Here is a 21,046-nt window from a genome sequence, read left to right on the forward strand (position 1 = left end):
GCCGGTAGACATGCCGGTCTATCTGATCATCGAAGCACACATCACCGACCCACAGGGCTTTGCCGCCTATGCCCGCGCAACTCCGGCACTCGTCGCACGCTACGGCGGTCGCTACCTGGTGATGGGAGGCGAGCAGCGGAGCATGGAGGGCGAGCACGCCCCGGCCCGCACGGTGATCTCGCAATGGCCTGACCGCGCCGCCGCACTGGCGTTCTGGAACAGCGCCGACTACGCCGCGATCAAGCCGCTGCGCGCCGGCACCGGCAGTTTCCGCGTGCTGCTCGCCGATGGCGTGCAGACGCAAGCTCTCAACGACACCGCAACCGAAGGTAAGGCTCCATGATCGACGCTTATCGCGCGCTGGCCCTGCAGACCACCTGCCGCGCCATCAATGCCTGCGCAACACCGGAAGCTGCCGCCGTCGCGGTGGCTGACAACATCGAACGGGTTGGCCGGCAGATCCGCGCCTCAAAGGCGTTCATCGGCGCCGACCTGAAGCTGGTGGTGCTGCCGGAATACTTCGCCACCAGCTATCCGCTGGGCGACACCATCCCCGGCTGGGCAGCCAAGGGCTGCTTCGCGATGGATGGCAGCGAGTATGAGCAGCTGGGCCGCATTGCCCAGGACAATGGCGTCTATCTGTGCTCCAACGCCTACGAGCGCGATCCGAACTTCCCGGAGCTGTACTTCCAGTCCTCGGTGATCCTGGATGACAGCGGCAACCAGATCCTGCGCTACCGGCGACTGATCTCGCTGTACGCACCCAGCCCGCACGATGTCTGGGACAAGTACCTGGACGTGTACGGCATTGATGGTGTGTTCCCGGTCGCACGCACACCGCTAGGCCGCCTGTCCTGCATCGCCTCGGAGGAAATCCTGTATCCGGAAATCGCGCGTGCGATGGGCCTGCGCGGCGCCGAGGTGTTCCTGCATTCGACCAGCGAAGTCGGCAGCCCCGAGCTGACCCCCAAGGACATCGCCAAACGCGCCCGCGCGCTGGAAAACATGGCCTATGTGGTTTCGGCCAATACCGCCGGCATCAGCGGCGTCGACATCCCGCTGGGTAGTGCCGATGGCATGAGCAAGATCGTCGATGACCAGGGCCGGGTGCTGTCCGCCGCTGGTACCGGCGAGTCGATGGCCGCCTACGCCGATCTGGATATCGCCGGCCTGCGCCGCCGTCGACTGCGCCCGGGCATGGGCAATTTCCTCTCGCGGCTGCCGCAGGCGGCTATCAACGCCGGCCTCGGCAGCACCGCCTTGAAGCCCAACGCGCTGCTGGATGGCGAGGGCTTGAAGATTCCGCAGCGGGCCGATTTCGCCGCGCGCCAGAAAGCCACCCTTGATGCACTGCTGAGCGCTGGAGTACTGGACAATGACTGAAGCCACCACGCTGCCACTGCGTAACCCGCGCACCGGGCTATCCGACGGCGAGCTGCCGATCACCGCCGCCAGCGACGTCGCCGCGCTGGGCACGCAGCTGCGCCAGGCGCAGTTGGCCTGGGCCGAGCGCAGCATCGAGGAACGCTGTGCGCGCCTGGATGCGCTGGCCGATGCGCTGGTCGCGCGTCGTGACGGCTTCCTCGACGCCTTGTTGGCCGATACCGGCCGCTGGCACGAATCGCAGATTGAAGTGGATGGCACCGTTGGCGCGATCCGTCGCTGGGCGCAGCAGGCAGCGGGTTGTCTTGCGGAAAAGCCGGCCCAGCAGGAAGCCATTCCCTTCATCCACAGCCAGCAGACCTGGGTGCCATATGCGGTGGTAGGCGTGATCAGCCCGTGGAACTTCCCGCTGATGCTGACCCTGATCGATGCCGTGCCGGCGCTGGCCGCCGGCTGCAGCATCCTGGCCAAGCCCAGCGAGGTCACCTCGCGCTTCGTGCCGCTGTTGCGTGAAGCCTTGGACGAAGCGGGTCTGGGCGCGGTGTTCAAGCTGGTCACCGGTGCCGGTGCCACCGGCCAGGCGGTGATCGAGGCCAGCGACCAGATCTGTTTCACCGGTTCGGTCGCCACCGGCCGCAAGGTTGGCGAAGCCTGTGCGCGCCGCTTCATTCCGGCCTCGCTGGAGCTGGGCGGCAAGGACCCGGCGCTGGTGCTGTCCGATGCCAACATCGCACATGCCGCACGCGCGCTGGCCTGGGGCAGCTTCGTCAACGGCGGCCAAAGCTGCATGTCGATCGAGCGCGTCTACGTGGAAGCAGCGGTGGCCGATGCTTTCATCGCCGCGCTGGTGAAGGAAGCTTCCGCGTTGGAACTGGCTTGGCCGGACCCCAAGCAGGGCCAGATCGGTCCGGTGATCGCGGCTTCGCAGGTCGAACTGGTGCGCGGCCAACTGGCTGACGCCAAGGCCAAGGGCGCACGCGCGCTGACCGGCGGCGAGTTGATCGACCATGGCGGTATCTGGTGCCCGCCGACGGTGTTGGTCGATGTCACCGACGAAATGGCGGTGGTCGCTGATGAAAGCTTCGCCAGCGTATTACCGGTGATGGTGGTGGCCGATGAAGCCGAAGCCATCGCGCGCGCCAATGCCACCGAGTTCGGTTTGTCGGCAGCGGTGTTCACGCAAAGCCCCGAGCGCGCGCAGCGGGTGGCGCGCCAGCTGCAGGCCGGCGGCATCTCGATCAATGACGCCTGCCTGACCGGCATGGTGCAGACCGCCGAAAAGCAGAGTTTCAAGCTCTCCGGCATGGGCGGCTCGCGCATGGGCACCGCCTCGATCCGACGTTTCGTGCGTGCGCGTGCCTTGCTGATCAACAACGGTACGGCATCGCCATGGTGGTTCCCCGCCGCGTAAGCGGCCTTTTCAGCAGACCAGTACGAACTTGCCCAGGAAGACCCCCATCCCCAACATCCACATTGCCAGCATCGCCGGAATGCTGGCAATGCGCAGCAGCCAACGCGGCCACGGCCGCGCGCTGCGGGTGGTGCGGAACAGCAGCAAGGGCAATAGCAGGCCGGCGATGAAGAACAGCGCCAGGATGAACCAGCCCAACAGCCAGAACTCGGTGGACTTGTTGGACTCCTGCGGGCATTGGGTCATGGCCCAGGCCAGGGAAGGCATTGTGCCGAGCAACGCAGTGGCCAAGGCCCTGCGCTGATTGCGGCTGGCGGATCGCATGAGGCGGCAAACTCCTGTTTGCGGACGCAGGGCTGCATCCTGCCATGTTCACGCCTGCCGCGGTTTCACGGCAGCATTGCGACGACAGCCAGCGGGCGAACGCCCCGGGTGGGCTGCAGTTGGACCCTGAATACATTACTCTCCGGAAAATTCCGTTTGGCCACAGGGGAAGGGAGTCATGGGGAAGGGGTTTCGGCGTTCGCTGTATCTGTTGTTGATTGCAATGATGGGAGCCACGGGGGTGCCGGTGGCTGCACAGACGGTTCCGGTGGAGGCCTTCGCCAAGGCCAGCCCATTCTCCATGCCACGCCTGTCTCCGGATGGCGAATACCTGGCGTTTGCCACCGATTTTGGCGAGGGCAACCATGCGCTGCAGGTACTACGTCTGGCCGACATGCAGCGGACCGCAGTCCTGCGCCTTCCGCGTTTCGAAAGCCCGTATCAGATCGTATGGGTGAGCAACAAGCGGCTGGTGATCGCCAAGGGACGCAAGTACGGCTCATTGGAAAAGCCGCTGCCGATGGGCGAGATCATCGCCAGCGATTTCGACGGCCAGAACCAGCGCTATGTCTACGGCTACGAGCAACAGAATGCCGCTGCCGGCTTGGACCGCGGTTTCGGCTTCATCGAAGGCGTGGCCAAAAGCAATGACGACCGTTTCTACATGCGCCAGCTCAAGCGCAACCCCACCAACTCGATGTTGTACCTGGTGGATGCGGGGCCGCGGCCCAACTTCAAGCTGATTGCCAGCGTCAACGTGCCAAACCTTGAATTCGTTATCGACCATGATGGCGTAGCGCGCTACGCATGGGGGCGCGACGATGACGACAACTACCTGTTGTACGCCTCCGATGATGGTCAGCGCTGGCAGGTGATCCCGCAGCAGAAGGTGGGCGGCATCTGGACACCCTATGCGTTCTCGGCCGACAACCAGCGCGTGTATGGGCGCTTCAGCCGCAATGACGGGCCGACATCACTGGTATCCAGTGCTGCCGACGGTAGTGACCGGGATACCTTGCTCGCAGATGGCTTCAGCAGCGTTGGTCTGTCGCAATGGACGCGTCATCCGGAGGTACCGTTTGCCGCCTCGCCGGTAGCGGGGCGGCCGCAGCTGCAGTATTTCGATCCGGGAAAGCCGGAGGCGGAACTGCACAAGGCCCTGGCTGAGCTGCTACCGGCACAGCACGTGACCTTCGATGACGTGAGCCGTGATGGCCAGACGATCCTGGTGCACCTGGCCAGCGACCGTGACCCCGGCGGCTGGTATATCTTCCGGCGCGCAACCAACAAGCTGGAAAAGGTGCTGTCACCCCGCGATGCAATCGATCCGGCGTTGATGGCCGAGCGCCGACCGGTGCGTTTCAAGGCTGGCGATGGAACAGAGCTGGAGGCAATACTGACCATTCCACGCAACAGCGAGGGCCGTCGATTGCCGACCGTGGTGCTTCCGCATGGTGGTCCGCACGGTGTCAACGATGACTGGTTCTACGACAACGACGCGCAGTTCCTCGCAAATCGGGGTTATCTGGTGGTGCAGGTCAACTATCGTGGCAGTGGTGGGCGTGGACGTGCATTTGAGGAACTTGGCTACCTGCAGTGGGGAACGCGGATCCAGCAGGACGTGCTGGATGGTTTGAACCATGCGGCAACCCTGGGTCTGGCCGATACCTCGCGTGTGTGCAGCTATGGCGCAAGTTTCGGCGCGTACTCGGCGATGATGCTGGCTGCGCGGCAGCCAGAGTTGATCCGCTGTGCTGTGGGGCTGGCTGGTGTCTATGACCTGAAGATGATGTACAAGAAGGGCGACATCAAGGACAAGGCCTATGGTCGGAACTATCTGACGCGCGTGATCGGACGTAACGACGAGGAGTTGATTGCCAATTCTCCGACTACTCTTGCGTCCAGCATCAAGGCACCGGTGTTCCTTGCCCATGGCGAGCGTGATGAACGCACGCCAATCGCCCAGGCGAATGCAATGCGTGCGGCGCTGGTCTCCGCTGGCAAGCCGCCGGAGTGGATGGCGGTGGCGGGGGAAGGCCATGGTTTCTACAACGACGACAACAGCGCGGCGTTCTATCGTGCACTGGAAGCGTTTCTAGACAAGAACATTGGCCAGTGACTGATCTGCTGCTGGTGAATGGGAAGGGCAACGAGATGGTGTGAGGGGGGCAACATCACCTTCGCTCCTGCCGGCTGGGTGTATGGTCAGCGGACCGATCACTCGTCTGGACAGGAGTATGTCCCATGATTCCGCACGCGCATTTCGATCTTTCCGGGAAGGTGGCCATCGTCACCGGTGGCGGCAACGGCATCGGCCGCGCCAGCTCACTGATGCTGGCGTCCTATGGCGCTGCCGTCGCCATCGCCGACCTGAAGTTGGCTGCGGCCGAAAAAGTGGCTGCAGAGATCGTCGCAACTGGCGGCAAGGCCTTGGCTTTGGAGTGCAATGTGCTCAAGGACGAGGACCTGGTGCGGGTAGTGGAGCGTACCGCCAATGAACTGGGTGGTATCCACATCCTGGTCAACAATGCCGGCGGTGGCGGGGCTGGCCGCGAGAGCCCGTACACGATCAGCCTGGAGCAGTTCGAGCGACCGTTCCAGATCAACGTCTTCAGTGCCTGGCGGCTGTCACAGCTATGCGCACCGCATATGCAGAAGGGCGGGTACGGCTCGATCATCAACATGTCGTCGATGAGCTCGATCAACAAGAGTCCGGCGATCAGTGCCTACGCCGCGTCCAAGGCGGCGATCAACCATATGACCGCGAATCTTGCGCATGACTATGGTCCAGCGGGGATCAGGGTCAATGCGGTGGGGCCGGGTGCGGTGCGTACCGATGCGCTGGCCACTGTGCTTACACCGGAGATCGAGGAACGCATGCTCTCGCATACGCCGATCAAGCGCCTGGGTGAGGCCGAGGATATTGCCGGTGCGGTGTTGTATTTCGCCGCGCCGATATCCAACTGGGTCAGCGGCCAGACCTTGTTCGTCAACGGCGGCGGTGTGCAGACGCTGGACTGACACCAGGCCTATTCGGGCAGGGTGGACAGGAACTCGATCACGGCCTGGCGGCGCGCCGGGTCGGAGGTAGCGTTGACCATCTTGCTGCCGGGCACCTGTTTGGTCGGTGATTTGATGAAGGCATCCAGGGTCTGCGCATCCCAGGTGATGCCGCTGGCCTTCATTGCTTCGGAGTAGTTGTAGCCGGGAGCGGTGCCGGCCTTGCGGCCAATCACGCCATGCAGGTTGGGACCGACGCGGTGGCCGAGGTCGGCGCGGGTGTCATGGCAGCCGGCGCAGATGGCGAAGGCACGCTCGAGCTCGCGTCGGTGCGGATCAGCGCTTGCGCTGTGGTTGAAGGCATCGCGTTGGCCGCAGGCGCTGAGCGTCAGGCAGGCAAGTGCGATCATTGGCAGGCGGGGCATTGCGTTCTCGTTGCGATGGCGGCCGTGGTTGTGCGGCGCTGGCAATGATGGCCGGTGCTGGGAGGGGAAAGCAAAGGGGTTGGGTTTTGGGGCAGGGATGCGGTGGTTGAAGAAGCTTGAGCAGGGGCCGAAGCAAGAGCGCCCTCATCCGCCCGTTGGGCACCTTCTCCCGCAGGCGGGAGAAGGGAGATTTCATGCACTTCCGGTTTTGTCGGAAAGCGCTCGAAGCAAAAGCTCGAAGCAAAAGCTCGAAGCAAAAGCTCGAAGCAAAAGCTCGAAGCAAAAGCTCGAAGCAAAAGCTCGAAGCAAAAGCCCCCTCATCCGCCCGTTGGGCACCTTCTCCCGCTCGCGGGAGAAGGGAAGCTTCAGCGCATTGCATGAGCTGTGGCATCTCGGCTCCGGACAGCGTTGGCGGAGTGCGCCGAAGCCAGCAATGCCGGTCCATGCAGAATCGCGCCGAAGCAGCCCCTCTCCCGTTTACGGGAGAGGGGTAGGGGTGAGGGCAGCTTTTGAGCTGTTAGGATTTCAAGCTTCTAGGCCTTCAAGTTCCCAACTTCAAAGCCGCAAGCCTCACTTCTTCGCCGCAAACGTCCTATCCAGGCTCTGCTCGAACCGGTGATACCCGATCCGCTCATACAGTTCCTCGCGGGTCTGCATGGTCTCCACCACATTGCGCTGGTGGCCATCACGGCGGATCGCGGTGTACACGTTCTCCGCGGCCTTGTTCATCGCGCGGAACGCCGACAACGGGTAGATGCACATCGCCACACCCACCGAACCCAGCTCCTCGGTCGAGAACAGCGGCGTCTGCCCGAACTCGGTAAGGTTGGCCAATACCGGCACCTTCACCGCGTCGACAAAGCGCTTGTAGGTCTCAAGGTCATACGAGGCTTCGGCAAAGATGCCATCGGCACCAGCCTCGACGCAGGCCAGCGAACGCTCGATCGCCGCGTCCACGCCTTCCATCTGGATCGCATCGGTACGCGCGATCAGGAAGAAATCGGCATCGGTCTTGGCATCGGCCGCGGCCTTGACCCGGTCCACCATCTCGCCCAGCGACACGATTTCCTTGTTCGGGCGATGGCCGCAGCGTTTGGCGCCGACCTGGTCTTCGATATGGCAGGCCGCCGCACCAGCCTTGATCAGCGACTTCACCGTGCGCGCGATGTTGAACGCGCTAGGGCCGAAGCCGGTATCGATATCCGACAGCAGCGGCAGGTCGCAGACGTCGGTGATGCGGCGGATGTCGGTGAGCACGTCGTCCATGGTGTTGATGCCCAGGTCCGGCAGGCCCAGCGAGCCGGCGGCGACACCGCCACCGGACAGGTAGACCGCACGGAAGCCCGCCCGCTTGGCCAGCAACGCATGGTTGGCGTTGATCGCACCGGGGATCTGCAACGGGCTTTCCTGCTTTAGCGCTTCGCGGAAGCGGGCGCCTGGACTGACAATGCTCATCAAAACTCCTGTGGGTTGATGGCGACGTTTACATCGCCGGATAGTTCGGTCCGCCACCACCCTGCGGGGTCACCCACACGATGTTCTGGGTCGGGTCCTTGATGTCGCAGGTCTTGCAGTGCACGCAGTTCTGCGCGTTGATCTGCAGGCGGGTATCGCTGCCTTCGCCGACGAACTCGTAGACGCCAGCCGGGCAGTAGCGTGCTTCCGGACCGCCATAGGTGGCCAGGTTGACCTTCACCGGCACGCTGGCGTCCTTCAAGGTCAGATGGCTGGGCTGGTCTTCCTCGTGGTTGGTCGAGGACAGGAACACCGAGCTCAGGCGATCAAACGTCAGCACGTTGTCAGGCTTGGGATAGTTGATCTTCGGCTGGCTGGCGGCCGGCTCCAGGCACTCGTGGTCGGCCTTGGTGCGGTGGATGGTCCACGGCGCGTTGCGGATGCCCAGCTTGGGCAGCAGCCACTGTTCGATGCCGGTCATCAACGTGGCCAGGGTGCGGCCCTTCTTGAACCACTGCTTGAAGTTCTTGGCCTGCAGCAGCTCGGTCTTCAACCAGCTGTTCTCGAAGGCTTCCGGGTAGGCGCTCAGCTCGTCGCGCGAGCGGCCTGCGACCAGCGCATCGAACGCGGCCTCGGCGGCCAGCATGCCGGTCTTGATCGCGGCATGACTGCCCTTGATGCGGCTGACGTTGAGGTAGCCGGCCTCGCAGCCGACCAGCGCGCCGCCCGGGAATACGGTCTTGGGCAGAGACAGGATGCCACCGGCGGTGATCGCACGTGCGCCGTAGGCAATGCGCTTGCCGCCTTCCAGGTGCTTGCGGATGGCCGGATGGGTCTTGAAGCGCTGGAACTCCTCGAACGGGCTCAGCCACGGGTTCTTGTAGTCCAGGCCGACCACATAGCCGATCGAGACCTTGCCGCCCTCGGCGTGGTACAGGAAGGCGCCACCGTAGGTGTCGTTGTCCAGCGGCCAGCCGGCGGCATGCACCACCAGGCCCGGCTCATGCTTGGCCGGATCGATCTGCCACAGTTCCTTGATGCCGATGCCGTAGGACTGCGGGTCCTTGCCGGCGTCGAGCTTGAATTTGCTGATCAGCTGGCGGCCGAGGTGGCCGCGCGAGCCTTCGGCGAAGATCGTGTACTTGGCATGCAGTTCCATGCCGCGCTCGTAGTTCGGGCCCGGCGTGCCGTCCTTGTGGATGCCCATGTCGCCGGTGGCCACGCCCATCACCGCGCCGTTTTCGTCGTACAGCACCTCGGCGGCGGCAAAGCCCGGGAAGATCGATACTTCCAGTGCCTCGGCCTGCTGCGCCAGCCAGCGGCTGACTTCGCCCAGGCTGATGATGTAGCTGCCATCGTTGTGGAAGCACTCCGGCAGCAGGGCATGCGGCGTGCTCTTGGCGCCGGTTTCATTCAAGAACAGGAATTCGTCGCGGGTGACGGCCTGCCGCAGCGGCGCACCGCGTTCCTTCCAGTCCGGGAACAGCTCGTTGAGCGCGCGCGGGTCCATCACCGCGCCGGACAGGATGTGCGCGCCGGGCTCGGAGCCTTTCTCCAATACGCACACCGACAATTCCTGGCCCTTCTCGACCGCCAGCTGGCGCAGGCGGATGGCGGTGGCCAGACCGGCAGGGCCGGCGCCGACGATGACGACGTCAAATTCCATCGCTTCGCGCGGCGGCAGGGCGGTGTTGGCTTCAGTGTTCATGCAAGGGCTCTTGGGTAAAGGCCGGCGCGGTTTGGGCGACGACGGTTGCCTGGAACCGCCGCCTCAACGTGAGGCGGCGATGATCTGCGAAGGCGCAGCGTTCCAGATCAGCCCTGCGTTGTCTGCCAGATGGGCGAACACGCGTTCCAGGTGCTTGATGCGGTGCGGCTGGCCCATCACCCACGGATGGATGTTGAGCGCGAGCAGGCGACCCTGTCCGCTGCGCTGCGCTTCCTCCAGCAGGAAATCGCAGGCATCGACCATCTGGTCCGCATACTCGGCCTCGGCATGCAGATTTTCGCCGACGATGAAGCGATCTTCCAATTCCAGTGACAACGGCAGTGCGGTGAGCGGGCCGTTGGCGGTCTGGAAGGGGTAGGGCAGCTCGTCGTTGATCCAGTCGCCAAACCACTGCAAACCGGCCTGTTGCAGCAGTTCCGGGGTGTTCTCGGACTGCGATCTGGCCGGTGACAACCAGCCCTGGATGGGGCCGTCCGAATACGGGGCCAGCGCAGCCAAACTGCGCTGGATGTATTCAGCTTCGCGCGCCGGGTCGAGCCCGCCGTAATGCACGCTGTCCATGTTCCAGCCGTGCGCGACCAGCTCGGCGCTGCGCGCCTTGAGCCGACGCAGCAGGGCTGGGTAGCGCTCGGCCAGTTCGCCGTTGACCGCCGTGCTGGCGCGCAGACCGTACTTTTCCAGTGCATCCAGTACGCGGAACACGCCCACCCGATTGCCGTAGTCGCGCAGCGTGTAATGGCGCAGGTCCGGGTAGGGCATCACCATGGCGCCGTGCGGCTTGAAGCCCTCGCCCTTGGGGTTGAGCGGGAAGTGTTCCAGGCTCAGGTTGATCCACAGCGCCAACGGCTTGTCGTCGGGCCAGCGCACGGCCGGGCGCTCGGCCAGCATCGACCAGCTGTAGCGCGCATGGTCCATGCCATGGCGCAGCTGCGGGTACTCCAGGAAGCTCCGATCCAGGCTCATGCCGCGTCCTCCGCGTTGATCGCCGCCATCGAGGCCAGCGCGTCGTCGTAGTGGTTATCCAGATAATGCTGGGCGATCTCGCGGCCGGTGGCCTTCCACACCTTGTCGTGGCTGCAGATGTAGTCCATCGCGTCGTGGAAAGCGGCCAGGCGGTGCGGATGGCTGACCTGGTAGGCATGCAGCGGCACGCACATCACGGTGCCGGAGTGCTCGCCTTCCGCATATAGGCGGTCGAAGGCGTCCTTGATCATCTGCCCGTAGCGGCGCGGCTCGATCTTGTTGGTGACGTAGACGATGGTGTCGTTGAGCTCCAGCGAGTACGGCACCGACACGAAGCGCTTGCCGGAGCGGGTCTTCACCGGCGTTGGCTGGTCGTCGTGGAACAGATCGCAGGTGTACAGGCCACCGGCCTCGGCGAACAGGTCGATGGTGGCGTCGGAATGCGACAGCGCCGGGGCCAGGTAGCCATCGCAATGCTGGCCGGTGTGCTCGGCGATCAGCGCCATCGAATGCGCGATCATCTCCCGCTCCTGCGCCTCGTCCATGCCGTAGGTGTAGCGGGTGTTGTAGATGCCGTGGCTGAAGAATTCCCAGTTACGCTCGGCCGCCATCTGGATCACTTCCGGATGGTGCTTGAGCATGGCCGTGGACAGCGACACCGAGCCGCGCAGGCCGTACTGGTCCATCACCCGCATCATCCGCTGGTGACCGACGCGGTTGCCGTAGTCGCGCGTGCCATAGCCCTGGATGTCCGGCAACGGACGCGGCCACGGTTTGCGCTGCGGGTTGGCCGGCGGCGCGTACTCGTAGAACTCGATGTTGGGCGCGATCCACAGCGCCACGCGGGCACCGCCCGGCCATTCGATCTTCGGACGGCTGTCGTAGGGCCAGTAGTCGAACAGGCCCGGGTCGGACTTGGTCGTGGCGTTCATGCGCGCAGGGCCTGCAGCTGTGCGGCCACATGCTCGACCGACTCCACGTCGCCGTACTTGAGCATGATGTCGCTGAGGTTGGCGAAGTGCGGGATCTCGTGTTTGTCGGCCACGCATTCTTCAGGAACGATGCTGCGGTAGCCGCGCGACAGGCTGTCGATCACGCAGGCGCGGATGCAGCCCGAGGTCGAACCGCCGGTGATGATCAGGGTGTCGATCTTGTGGAAGGTCAGCAGCGACCACAGGTTGGTTTCGAAGAACGGGCTGGCCATGCGCTTGTGCATGACGATGTCGCCCGGCTGCACGTCGGCGCGGGGGTCGAACTGGGCACGCTCGGAGCCGTGCTTGATGTTCTGCAGCGAGTCCGGCGTGTTGGTGCGGGTGCCCCAGGTGCCGGCGTCTTCGCCGGATTCCAGATAGGCCACATACGTCCACACCACCGGCAGGCCGAGCGCGCGCACCTGCGTCGACAGCGCGTTGATGTGCTCGATCTGGCGCGGGTCGGTCTCATACGCAGTCTTGAACGCGTCCATGTCGGTATAGGCGCGCTGCACATCGATGTTGACGATGGCCGGGCGCGCGCCGAAACCAAACTTGGCGCGGTTCGGGTTGGCCTTGACCTGCTCCCAGTACTGGCGGGCGGTGAGGGTGGACGTTTCCATCACGGGCATGGGCTCTCTCCGTTGCAGTTGTGGGGATCAGGCGGCCGAAGCGCGCGCGCGTTCGTCGCGCACCAGCATTGCGGCCAGCAGGGCCAGCACGATCAGCGCGCAGATCAGGCTGAAGGCGACGTGGTAGCTCTTGGTGATGTCGAAGATCTTGGCCGTCACCCAGATGCCCAGACCGGCGGTGGTCGCATCGAGCAGGGTGATGGTGCCGAGGATCTTGCCGGCCGAACTCAAGCCGAAGGCGTTGACCGCGAGCAGCTGGATCATCGTGTACAGGCCACCCCAGCCCAGGCCGAACAAGGCCAGCGAATACCAGATCAGGTCGGCGCGCATCGTTGCCAGGATCAGCGCACCCGCAGCCATGATGCCCAGGTTGAGCAGGAATACGCGCTTGGCCGGCAATACGTCGGCGAGGAAGCCGAAGATGAATTTGCCGACCATCGCCAGGCCGAACATCAGGCCCAGGCCATTGCCAGCGGTGGCCGGTTCAAAGCCCAGATCACGCATGTGCAGGAACAGGTTGGAGGCCACGGCCATGATCGAGAAGAAGGTCGTCATTGCCACGAAGGCCAGTACCCAGAAGGTGCGGGTACGCATTGCCTGTTGGTAGCTCAGGTCCGGCAGCGAGGCGGCGGCTGGCTTGCCTGCTGCCGCCTTGGCGGCCAGGGTGTCAGCGCCCCACGGTTGGATGCCGCCCGGGCGCGGGCTGCGCACGAACAGGAAGGCGATGACCAGGAAGGCCAGCGGAATCGCGGCTTCCCACAGCAGCGCAGCACGCCAGTCCATGCTCTGCATCAAGTGCACGCCGAGCTTGGGGAACACCATGCCGCCGAGGCTGGTGCCGACCAGGGCGATGCCGATCGCGGTGCCGCGATGGGTGGCAAACCATTGCGAGACGAAGATCACCGCGACGTTCAAGCCGGCGGCGACCAGCACCGCGGCAAAGCCGACGTGGATCCAGTACAGATGGGCCAACGAATGGATGTGCGCATAAGCCGCATACAGCGCCGCCAGCAGCGCGATACCCGCCAGCACCAGTTTGCGCGGACCGACCTTGTCGATCAGCGCGCCGAGGAACGGTGCCATCCAGCCGGCCAGCACCAGGGTGATCAGGTCGCGCAGCTTGAGCTCGCTGCGGGTCCAACCGAAGTCCTTGAGCAGGGATTCGTCAAAGGCGGTCAGGCCGGTCACGGTCAAGCCGTTGGAGACCAGCAACACCAACATTCCCACTACCGCCATCAACCACGGGTAATAACGCTTCATCAAAGCACCTCAATCGTTTGGGTTACGGCAGGTAGATACGCCGGTGGGGGATTTCCGCCTCCGGCGTTGACCGGGGACGAATGGCATGCCTACACTTTGTCCGGACAAAGTGTGCCACAGTCTTTTACCTCGGAGGAAGCCATGCAAACCGTGATCGTCCTGTTCAACCTCAAAGCCGGCGTCAGCCGTGAGGAATACGAGGCCTGGGCACGTGCCAGCGATCTGCCGGTGGTCAATGCGCTGCCGTCGGTGGAGAAGTTCGAGGTACTCAAGGCCAGCGGTCTGTTGATTGGTGAAGGCAGCTCCCCGTACGAGTACATCGAGCTGATGCGGGTACCGGACATGGCTGCGTTCGGCGCCGACCTCGCCGATCCAGCCGTTCAAGCCGGTGCAGCGCAGTTCCAGCAATACGCTGACAATCCGTTGTTCATCCTCACCAGCGCGCTGTAAGCGCACAAGGAACATAGGTCATGGCTCGTTTCCCCGAATTGCAGGGCAAGGTCGCACTTATCACCGGCGCTGGTCGCCGCGCCGGACTGGGCGAGGGCATTGCCCGCCGTCTGCTGCAGGAAGGCTGCAAGGTGGTGCTGACCGATATCGGCCAGGTGCGTGGCGCCGAAATGCCGGTTACTGCGGTCGGTACCGACGAGGAGTTGGCGCAGGTCGCCGCCGATCTGGCCGCCAGCAGCGGCGGCGAATGCGTGGCGATGGCCCTGGACGTGCTGGAAGAGGCGCAGGTGGAGGCGGTGGTCAAGGCCACGGTCGAACGCTTCGGCCGCCTCGACATCCTGGTCAACAACGCCGGCATCGGCTATCTGATGAAGTCGCTGGTCGACATCGAGGCCAAGGAATGGGACGCGGTGCTGGGCGTGAACCTGCGCGGCGCCTTCCTGACCATCAAGCATGCCGGCCGGCAGATGATCGCCCAAGGCGGCGGCCGCATCGTCAACATCGCCTCGCAGGCGGCCAAGTCGGCCTTCCCGCATGCGGCGGCTTATTGCTCGTCCAAGCATGGACTGGTTGGTTTGACGCGGGTTGCCGCGCTGGAGTTGGGAGCGCATGGGATCAACGTCAATGCGGTGTGCCCGAACCACGTGACCACGGGTCTTGGCGCGTGGCAGAACGAATATTTCGCCGAGAAGCAGGGCAAGAGCGTGGAGCAGTACCTGGCCGACATGCGCGCGCGCATTCCGGCAGGTCGCCCTGGCCTGGCCTCGGACACCGCGGCGGCAACGGCCTTCCTGTGCTCGGACGATGCGGTCTACATCACCGGTGAGGCGATCAACGTCTCCGGTGGTGAGGAAAACCACTGAGGCCTTGCCGATCCAGCATTGGATGGTCATTCCCGCTTACACGGGAATGAAGCGAAAGACAAAGCAACAACGCAGTCCCCACCACGCACCCCATAAACGTACCGAGATTGCCATGTCCAAACCCGTCTACCAGTGGCCCAACAACGCACGCCTGGCCTTGTCGGTGGTCGTCAACGTCGAAGAGCTGTCCGAGTACAACGTCGGCCAGGGTGACAAGATCACCGAGCCGGTGGACGAGCTGCACGTGAGCTTGTCCAAGCCGGTGCGCAACTACGGCAACGAATCCAACTACCGCTACGGCATCAACGAAGGCCATGCGCGCGTATCCGCGCTGCTGGACAGGTACAACGTCACCAGCACCTACACCGCTGCTGCCGTATCGCTGGAGCGCGCCCCGGAAATCGCCGACTACCTGCGTGGCAGCCGCCATGAGGTGTGCTCGCACGGCCACCGCTGGATCCATCAGTTCCGCTTCAACGAAGAACAGGAACGTCAGTTCATCCGCGATGCCGCCGACAGCATCGAAAAGACCACCGGCGTGCGTCCGCTCGGCTGGCTGTCGCGCTACCTGCATACCGCGTCCACCCGTCGCCTGCTGCAGGAAGAGGGCTTCCTGTACCACATGGACGACTACTCGGCCGATGCGCCGTTCTGGGGCGATGTCGATGGCAGCGCCACGCCGATGATCGTGGTGCCGTACCAGCTCGATACCAACGACATGAAGATGTGGGTGGCCCCGTCCTATCTGCCCAAGGACTGGCTGGACTACGCCATCGACAGCTTCGACACGCTGTACGCCGAAGGCGAGCACAGCCCCAAGGTGATGTCGCTGGGCCTGCATCTGCGCATCATCGGCCGCCCGGGTCGCATCGGCGCGTTCGAGAAGTTCCTGCAATACGTCGCGCAGAAGCCGGGCACCTGGTATGCCACCCGCCGGCAGATCGCCGAGCACTTCGCCAGCCAGGTGGGTGCAGCATGAGCGCTGCACTGAGCATGCCGCGCCGCTGCCTGCTGTTCGTGCCGGGCTCGCGCCCGGAGCGTTACGCCAAGGCCGTGGCCACCGGCGCCGATCAGGTCTGCATCGATCTGGAAGACGCGGTTGCGCCGGGTGATAAGGAAAGCGCGCGTTCCTCGCTGTTCGCCTTCCTCGCCGAACTTCCGCAGACCCGCAGCGAGATCGGTCTGCGCATCAACCCGTTGTCCACCGAACTGGGCCAGGCAGATCTGCAGGCGCTGGCCGCTTCCGGCCTGACGCCGGCTTTCGTGATGCTGCCCAAGGTTGAAACCGTGGCCGAACTGCAGCAGGCCGATGCCGCGCTGGCAGCCATCGATACCGTCTTCATCGCCCAGATCGAAACCCCGAAGGGACTGCTGGATGCCCGCGCGCTGGCCACTGCCATCCCGCGCCTGCAGGCGCTGATGTTTGGTGGCTTCGATTACATCGTTGCATTGCGTGGCCGCGCCAGCTGGGAGAGCTTCTTCCATCCGCGCGTGCAGCTGGCAACGATTGCCGCCGAGGCCGGCGTCGGCTGCATGGACGTGCCCTACCTCGACATCAAGGATGAAGCCGGCCTGGTCCATGAAACCGAGCGCGTGATCGACCTCGGCTTCACCGCCAAGGCCGCCATCCACCCGGCGCAGGTCGACCCCATCCAGAACGCCTATCTACCTACCGCCGCCGAGTACGACCGCGCCCAGCGCGTGGTTGCCGCGCTGGCGGCCAGCGGCGGCGAGGCCATCCAGCTCGACGGCAAGCTGGTCGATCGCCCCATCGAAATCGCAGCCGAGCGTGCCATCGCGCTCGGTGCGCTCGGCGTGCGCGCCGGCTGAGCACACCGCTTCATTGAACGCCTGATCACCCCCCTCTTTGACCAAGCTGCGCCCAGCGCCAGCCCAACCCGCACCAAAAGGACATTGTCATGGTTCAGAACGTCAAGCCGATCTCCGAAAACCGCTTCCGCGAAACCTTCGGCCGTTACTACGAAGAGTTCAATGTCGGCGACATCTACGAGCACCGCCCCGGCCGCTCCATCACCGAAACCGACAACACCTGGTTCACCCTGCTGACGATGAACACCCATCCGATGCACTTCGACAAGGAGTACGCCAAGGCCTCGGAGTTCGGCAAGGTGATCGTCTGCTCGCCGTTCACGGTGGCCTTGATGGTTGGCATGAGCGTCACCGATGTCAGCCAGAAGGCCGTGGCCAATCTTGGTTGGAGCGAGATCAAGATGACCCACCCGTTGTTTGTCGGTGACACCCTGGTTGCCGAATCGGAAGTGCTGGAAAAGCGCGAATCCAAGTCGCGCCCGGGTGCCGGCATCGTTACCTGCCGCACCGATGGCTTCAACCAGGACGGCAAGCTGGTCTGCACCTTCAACCGCACCATGCTGATCGCCAAGCGCGGCCATTCGGTGGAAGACAAGGTCAACTACTGAGGGCGCAATGATGAGCACCGAACCGGAACAACTGTGGGGCCCTGACGAAGAGCAGGCATTGCTCGATTCGATCGACCACTGGGTCGAGAAGTCGGTCGCGCCTATCGCGCAGGAATACGACCAGGAAGACAAATACCCGCATCACCTGGTCGAGGAGATGAAGGACCTCGGCCTGTTCGGTGCCACCATCTCACCTGAGTACGGCGGCCTTGGCTTGCCGGCGCGCATCTACGCCAAGATCGTGATCAAGGTGTCGTCGGTATGGATGGCACCGACCGGCATCTTCAACTCGCACCTGATCATGGCCGCGGCCATCGAGCGTTGTGGCACTGAAGCGCAGAAACAGAAGTACCTGCCGCGCATGGCGACTGGCGAGCTGCGCGGTGCGCTGGGCCTGACCGAGCCCAACGCCGGCACCGACCTGCAGGCGATCCGCAGCGTTGCCAAGCGCGAGGGTGACCACTACGTCATCAACGGCGCCAAGACCTGGATCACCAATTCCATGTATGGCGACATGGTGTTGCTGCTGGTCAAGACCGACCCGGAGGCGCAGCCGCGCCACAAGGGCATGACCATGTTCATCGCCGAGAAGGGCGAGGGCTTCATCGTCGCCAAAAAGCTGAAGAAGTCCGGCTACCGCGCCATCGACACCTGCGAGCTGGTGTTCCAGGACTACAAGGTGTCGGCCGACTGCATGTTGGGTGGGGTTGAAGGCCAGGGCTTCCAGCATGCGGTGGGTGGCCTGGAGCTGGGCCGCATCAACGTGGCCGCGCGTGGTTGCGGCATTGCCGAAGGTGCGCTGCGGCTGTCGGTGCGTTATGCGCAGGAGCGCATGACTTTTGGCAAGCCGATCGCCGAGCACCAGGCCATCCAGCTCAAGCTGGGTGAGATGGCGGCCAAGGTGGAGGCCTCCAAGCTGCTGATCGAGAGTGCCGCCAACGCTTACGACAAGGGTGAGCGCTGTGACATGGAAGCGGGCATGGCCAAGTACTTCGCTACCGAGACGGGTGCCTACTGTGCGCAGGAAGGCATGCGGATTTTTGGTGGCTACAGCTATTCGGTGGAGTACGACATCGAGCGTTTCCATCGCGACGCCATGTTGATGTGCATCGGTGAAGGCACCAACGAAATGCAGCGCATCATCATCGCCAAGCAGCTGGTGGCCAGGAACAAGATCTAACGTTCAAAGTCCCTCTCCCACCGGGAGAGGGGTTGGGGTGAGGGTAAGGGCGAGACCTGCTGGTGCTGGTGACGTCAACCCTCATCCGCCCCTTCGGGGCACCTTCTCCCGAAGGGAGAAGGGGAGGCGGCATCCCTTCACCGCGGTCCTCAACCGCCGCGGTGCTTTTTACAAACCAGAGGCCACACATGAAAGACCTTCCCCTGCAGGGACTGCGCATCCTTGCCGTCGAACAATACGGTGCCGGCCCCTATGGTTCGATGCACCTGGCCGACCTCGGCGCCGAAGTCATCAAGATCGAATCCCCGCCGGGCGGCGATGTATCGCGCGCCACCGGCCCGTACTTCCTGGGCGAAGGCGACAGCCTGTTCTTCCAGACCTTCAACCTCAACAAGCGCTCGCTGCGGCTGGACCTGAAGGCCGCCGAAGGCCGCGAGGTGTTCGAGAAGCTGGTCGCCAGCGCCGATGCCGTGCTCAACAACCTGCGCGGTGACCAGCCCGGCAAACTCGGCCTGGACTACGCCACGCTCAGCAAGCTCAACCCGAAGATCGTCTGCGCCCATCTTTCCGCCTATGGTCGCGACAACGAGCGCGCCGCATGGCCGGGCTACGACTACCTGATGCAGGCCGAAGCCGGCTTCATGGCGCTCACCGGCGAGCCGGATGCACCGCCGGCACGCTTCGGCCTGTCCATGGTCGACTTCATGACCGGCACCACGATGTCGATGGGCCTGCTCGCCGCCATCATCGGCGCCATGCGTACCGGCCAGGGCCGCGATGTCGATGTCAGCCTGTTCGACGTGGCCCTGCACCAGCTCAGCTACCCGGCCACCTGGTATCTCAACCAAGGCCACCGCACCGAGCGCCTGTCGCGCAGTGCACACCCGTCCACCGTGCCGTGCCAGGTCTACCGCACCGCCGATGGCTGGGTGATGGTGATGTGCATGCTGGAGAAGTTCTGGCAGACCTTCGTCGAAGGCATTGGCAACCCGGCCTGGGCCGCCGAGCCGCGCTTTGCCAACTTCGCATCGCGCCGCGATGTGCGTGAGGAGCTGACCGTGCTGGTCGATGCCATCCTCAGCACCCAGCCGAGCGCGCACTGGACCCAGCTGTTCGCAGGTCGCATTCCGATCGCGCCGGTGCTGGACATCGCACAGGCGCTCGACAATCCCTATGTGCGCGACGTCGACATGTTGCAGGACGTGGAACATGCGCGGGGCACGCAACGTCTGCTGCGCAACCCGATCAAGCTCGACGGCCAGCGGCTGAGTGGTAGCGCCTGCCCTCCGCTCAACGCCGATGCGGACGCCTTGCTGCGCGAGCTGGGCTACAACGATGCAGACCGCGCGCGCCTGTTGGGCGCGTGAGGCAACGGAGTCGATGATGAAACTCGAAGGTGTACGCGTACTCGATCTGTCGCTGTTCCTGCCGGGGCCACACCTGACCATGGTGATGGCCGACCACGGCGCTGACGTGATCAAGATCGAACCGCCCAGCGGCGAACCGGTACGCGAGGTCGGCCTGAAGCAGGCCGGTGCCAGCACCTGGTTCCGCAACACCCATCGCGGCAAGCGCTGCATCGTGCTGGATCTGAAAAGCGCTGATGGCAAAGCCGCATTCGCCAGGTTGGTCGAGTGGGCCGATGTGGTGGTGGAAGCGTTCCGGCCCGGCGTCGCCAAGCGCCTTGGTATCGACTACGCCAGCTGCAAGGCGATCAATCCCCAGCTGGTGTACTGCTCGATCAGCGCCTTCGGCCAGACCGGCCCCAAGGTCAACCGCCCCGCCCACGATCTGGCGATGCAGGCCGATACCGGCGTGGTCAGTTTGAATCGCGCACCAGATGGCACGCCGGCGATGCCGCATATGCCGGTGGCCGACATGGCGGGCTCGTTGATGGCGCTCAACGGCATCCTGATGGCCTTGTTCCGCCGCGAGCGCACGGGCGAGGGCGACTACATCGATCTGTCGATGCAGGACGCGCTGATGGCCTGGTTGCCGAACGTGCTGGGCCCGCCGTTCGCACTCGGCCGCGATCCGGTGATCAAGGAAGAGCGTAGCTGGGGCGGCAATGCGCTGTACAGGCTCTACCGCTGCGCCGACGACCGCTGGATCGCACTCGGCGGTGCCGAGCACAAGTTCGCAGAGAACCTGTTGAACGCGCTCGGCCGCGCCGACCTGATCCACCTCTGCCACCTGCCACCGGGCAGTGGCCAGGACCCGGTCAAGGAATTCCTGGCCGAAACCTTTTTCCGCCGCACCCTGGTGGAATGGACGCTGTTCCTGCACGACATCGACGTGTGCTGGGCGCCAGTCAAAACGCTGACCGAAGCCTTCAATGATCCGCACACGCGTGCGCGCGAAATGGTCTGGACCGATGCACAGGGCGGTACCCACCTGGGCATACCGATCAAGTTCGCCAACGAGCCGGGGCGTATCAATCCACAGCTGGACGAAGTCGGCCAATCCACCGCAGCAGTACTGGCCGAACTAGGCCTCTAGCAAAACATCAGGACCTGCTCCCTCCCTTGCGCAAAGCGCAGGGGAGGGTTGGGGAGGGGTGCT

21 protein-coding genes are annotated in these 21,046 nt (G+C 64.0%); 13 read left to right on the forward strand and 8 right to left on the reverse strand.

Annotated elements, in window-relative coordinates:
• Positions 1-10: 10 nt before the first annotated feature.
• The 3 genes from ACVOL0_RS03120 to ACVOL0_RS03130 are packed head-to-tail and all read left to right on the forward strand — an operon-like array spanning position 11 to position 2,794.
• Positions 11-343, forward strand: coding sequence for a DUF1330 domain-containing protein (locus tag ACVOL0_RS03120; protein ID WP_481547861.1), 333 nt, complete (start codon positions 11-13; stop codon positions 341-343).
• Complete coding sequence (locus ACVOL0_RS03125; protein WP_481547862.1) at positions 340-1,383, forward strand: nitrilase-related carbon-nitrogen hydrolase; 1,044 nt, start codon at positions 340-342, stop codon at positions 1,381-1,383. Before ACVOL0_RS03120 ends, ACVOL0_RS03125 begins: the two co-directional genes overlap by 4 nt.
• Entirely contained in the window at positions 1,376-2,794 is a 1,419-nt protein-coding gene (locus tag ACVOL0_RS03130; protein ID WP_481547863.1) for an aldehyde dehydrogenase family protein, read from the forward strand. The genes ACVOL0_RS03125 and ACVOL0_RS03130 overlap by 8 nt, the downstream gene beginning before the upstream one ends.
• 9 nt (positions 2,795-2,803) lie before the next feature.
• Here the strand turns inward: ACVOL0_RS03130 and ACVOL0_RS03135 are convergent, their stop codons facing one another.
• Positions 2,804-3,118 carry a hypothetical protein gene (locus ACVOL0_RS03135; RefSeq protein ID WP_481547864.1) on the reverse strand — a complete coding sequence of 105 codons (315 nt, stop codon included), beginning with the start codon at positions 3,116-3,118 and terminating at the stop codon, positions 2,804-2,806.
• A 178-nt stretch (positions 3,119-3,296) separates the two neighbouring features.
• On the opposite strand from ACVOL0_RS03135, the gene ACVOL0_RS03140 reads away from it, so the two are divergent.
• Together ACVOL0_RS03140 and ACVOL0_RS03145 are read left to right on the forward strand one after the other, a co-directional pair.
• A complete protein-coding gene (locus tag ACVOL0_RS03140) occupies positions 3,297-5,237 on the forward strand; it encodes an alpha/beta hydrolase family protein (RefSeq protein ID WP_481547865.1) in 1,941 nt (646 codons plus the stop codon).
• 125 nt (positions 5,238-5,362) lie between these two features.
• Positions 5,363-6,139, forward strand: coding sequence for a glucose 1-dehydrogenase (locus ACVOL0_RS03145; protein WP_481547866.1), 777 nt, complete (start codon positions 5,363-5,365; stop codon positions 6,137-6,139).
• Positions 6,140-6,147: 8 nt separating this feature from the next.
• Here the strand turns inward: ACVOL0_RS03145 and ACVOL0_RS03150 are convergent, their stop codons facing one another.
• The 7 genes from ACVOL0_RS03150 to ACVOL0_RS03180 all read right to left on the reverse strand — a co-directional run bounded on the left by ACVOL0_RS03150 (position 6,148) and on the right by ACVOL0_RS03180 (position 13,553).
• Positions 6,148-6,543 carry a c-type cytochrome gene (locus tag ACVOL0_RS03150; protein WP_481547867.1) on the reverse strand — a complete coding sequence of 132 codons (396 nt, stop codon included), beginning with the start codon at positions 6,541-6,543 and terminating at the stop codon, positions 6,148-6,150.
• A 570-nt stretch (positions 6,544-7,113) separates the two neighbouring features.
• Entirely contained in the window at positions 7,114-7,998 is an 885-nt protein-coding gene (gene prpB, locus ACVOL0_RS03155) for a methylisocitrate lyase (RefSeq protein ID WP_481547868.1), read from the reverse strand.
• Between the two features lie 28 nt (positions 7,999-8,026).
• The gene (locus ACVOL0_RS03160) at positions 8,027-9,706 is read right to left on the reverse strand and encodes an electron transfer flavoprotein-ubiquinone oxidoreductase (RefSeq protein ID WP_481547869.1); all 1,680 of its coding nucleotides are present in this window, start codon (positions 9,704-9,706) and stop codon (positions 8,027-8,029) included.
• Between the two features lie 63 nt (positions 9,707-9,769).
• Positions 9,770-10,690, reverse strand: coding sequence for a polysaccharide deacetylase family protein (locus ACVOL0_RS03165; protein WP_481533880.1), 921 nt, complete (start codon positions 10,688-10,690; stop codon positions 9,770-9,772).
• Positions 10,687-11,622: a polysaccharide deacetylase family protein gene (locus ACVOL0_RS03170; RefSeq protein WP_481547870.1), complete on the reverse strand. Its 936-nt coding sequence runs from the start codon at positions 11,620-11,622 to the stop codon at positions 10,687-10,689. The genes ACVOL0_RS03165 and ACVOL0_RS03170 overlap by 4 nt, the downstream gene beginning before the upstream one ends.
• Entirely contained in the window at positions 11,619-12,293 is a 675-nt protein-coding gene (locus ACVOL0_RS03175) for an isochorismatase family protein (RefSeq protein ID WP_481547871.1), read from the reverse strand. The genes ACVOL0_RS03170 and ACVOL0_RS03175 overlap by 4 nt, the downstream gene beginning before the upstream one ends.
• A 27-nt stretch (positions 12,294-12,320) precedes the next feature.
• The gene (locus ACVOL0_RS03180; RefSeq protein ID WP_481547872.1) at positions 12,321-13,553 is read right to left on the reverse strand and encodes an MFS transporter; all 1,233 of its coding nucleotides are present in this window, start codon (positions 13,551-13,553) and stop codon (positions 12,321-12,323) included.
• Between the two features lie 141 nt (positions 13,554-13,694).
• Here ACVOL0_RS03180 and ACVOL0_RS03185 point away from each other — a divergent pair, with 141 nt between their 5' ends.
• From ACVOL0_RS03185 to ACVOL0_RS03220, 8 genes are all read left to right on the forward strand, one after another.
• Positions 13,695-14,003 carry a hypothetical protein gene (locus tag ACVOL0_RS03185; RefSeq protein ID WP_481547873.1) on the forward strand — a complete coding sequence of 103 codons (309 nt, stop codon included), beginning with the start codon at positions 13,695-13,697 and terminating at the stop codon, positions 14,001-14,003.
• Between the two features lie 20 nt (positions 14,004-14,023).
• A complete protein-coding gene (locus ACVOL0_RS03190; protein WP_481547874.1) occupies positions 14,024-14,866 on the forward strand; it encodes an SDR family NAD(P)-dependent oxidoreductase in 843 nt (280 codons plus the stop codon).
• Positions 14,867-14,978: 112 nt separating this feature from the next.
• On the forward strand, positions 14,979-15,845 hold the full coding sequence (locus tag ACVOL0_RS03195) for a polysaccharide deacetylase family protein (protein WP_481547875.1): 867 nt from the start codon (positions 14,979-14,981) through the stop codon (positions 15,843-15,845).
• Positions 15,842-16,696, forward strand: coding sequence for an HpcH/HpaI aldolase/citrate lyase family protein (locus ACVOL0_RS03200; protein ID WP_481547876.1), 855 nt, complete (start codon positions 15,842-15,844; stop codon positions 16,694-16,696). Before ACVOL0_RS03195 ends, ACVOL0_RS03200 begins: the two co-directional genes overlap by 4 nt.
• Before the next feature lie 89 nt (positions 16,697-16,785).
• Positions 16,786-17,304: a MaoC family dehydratase gene (locus ACVOL0_RS03205; RefSeq protein WP_481547877.1), complete on the forward strand. Its 519-nt coding sequence runs from the start codon at positions 16,786-16,788 to the stop codon at positions 17,302-17,304.
• Between the two features lie 10 nt (positions 17,305-17,314).
• The gene (locus ACVOL0_RS03210) at positions 17,315-18,484 is read left to right on the forward strand and encodes an acyl-CoA dehydrogenase family protein (RefSeq protein ID WP_481547878.1); all 1,170 of its coding nucleotides are present in this window, start codon (positions 17,315-17,317) and stop codon (positions 18,482-18,484) included.
• A gap of 188 nt (positions 18,485-18,672) precedes the next feature.
• Positions 18,673-19,851, forward strand: coding sequence for a CaiB/BaiF CoA transferase family protein (locus tag ACVOL0_RS03215; protein ID WP_481547879.1), 1,179 nt, complete (start codon positions 18,673-18,675; stop codon positions 19,849-19,851).
• A 16-nt stretch (positions 19,852-19,867) separates the two neighbouring features.
• Positions 19,868-20,983 carry a CaiB/BaiF CoA transferase family protein gene (locus ACVOL0_RS03220; protein WP_481547880.1) on the forward strand — a complete coding sequence of 372 codons (1,116 nt, stop codon included), beginning with the start codon at positions 19,868-19,870 and terminating at the stop codon, positions 20,981-20,983.
• Positions 20,984-21,046 lie beyond the last annotated feature (63 nt).

This window comes from Stenotrophomonas sp. STEN021, from assembly GCF_056760175.1.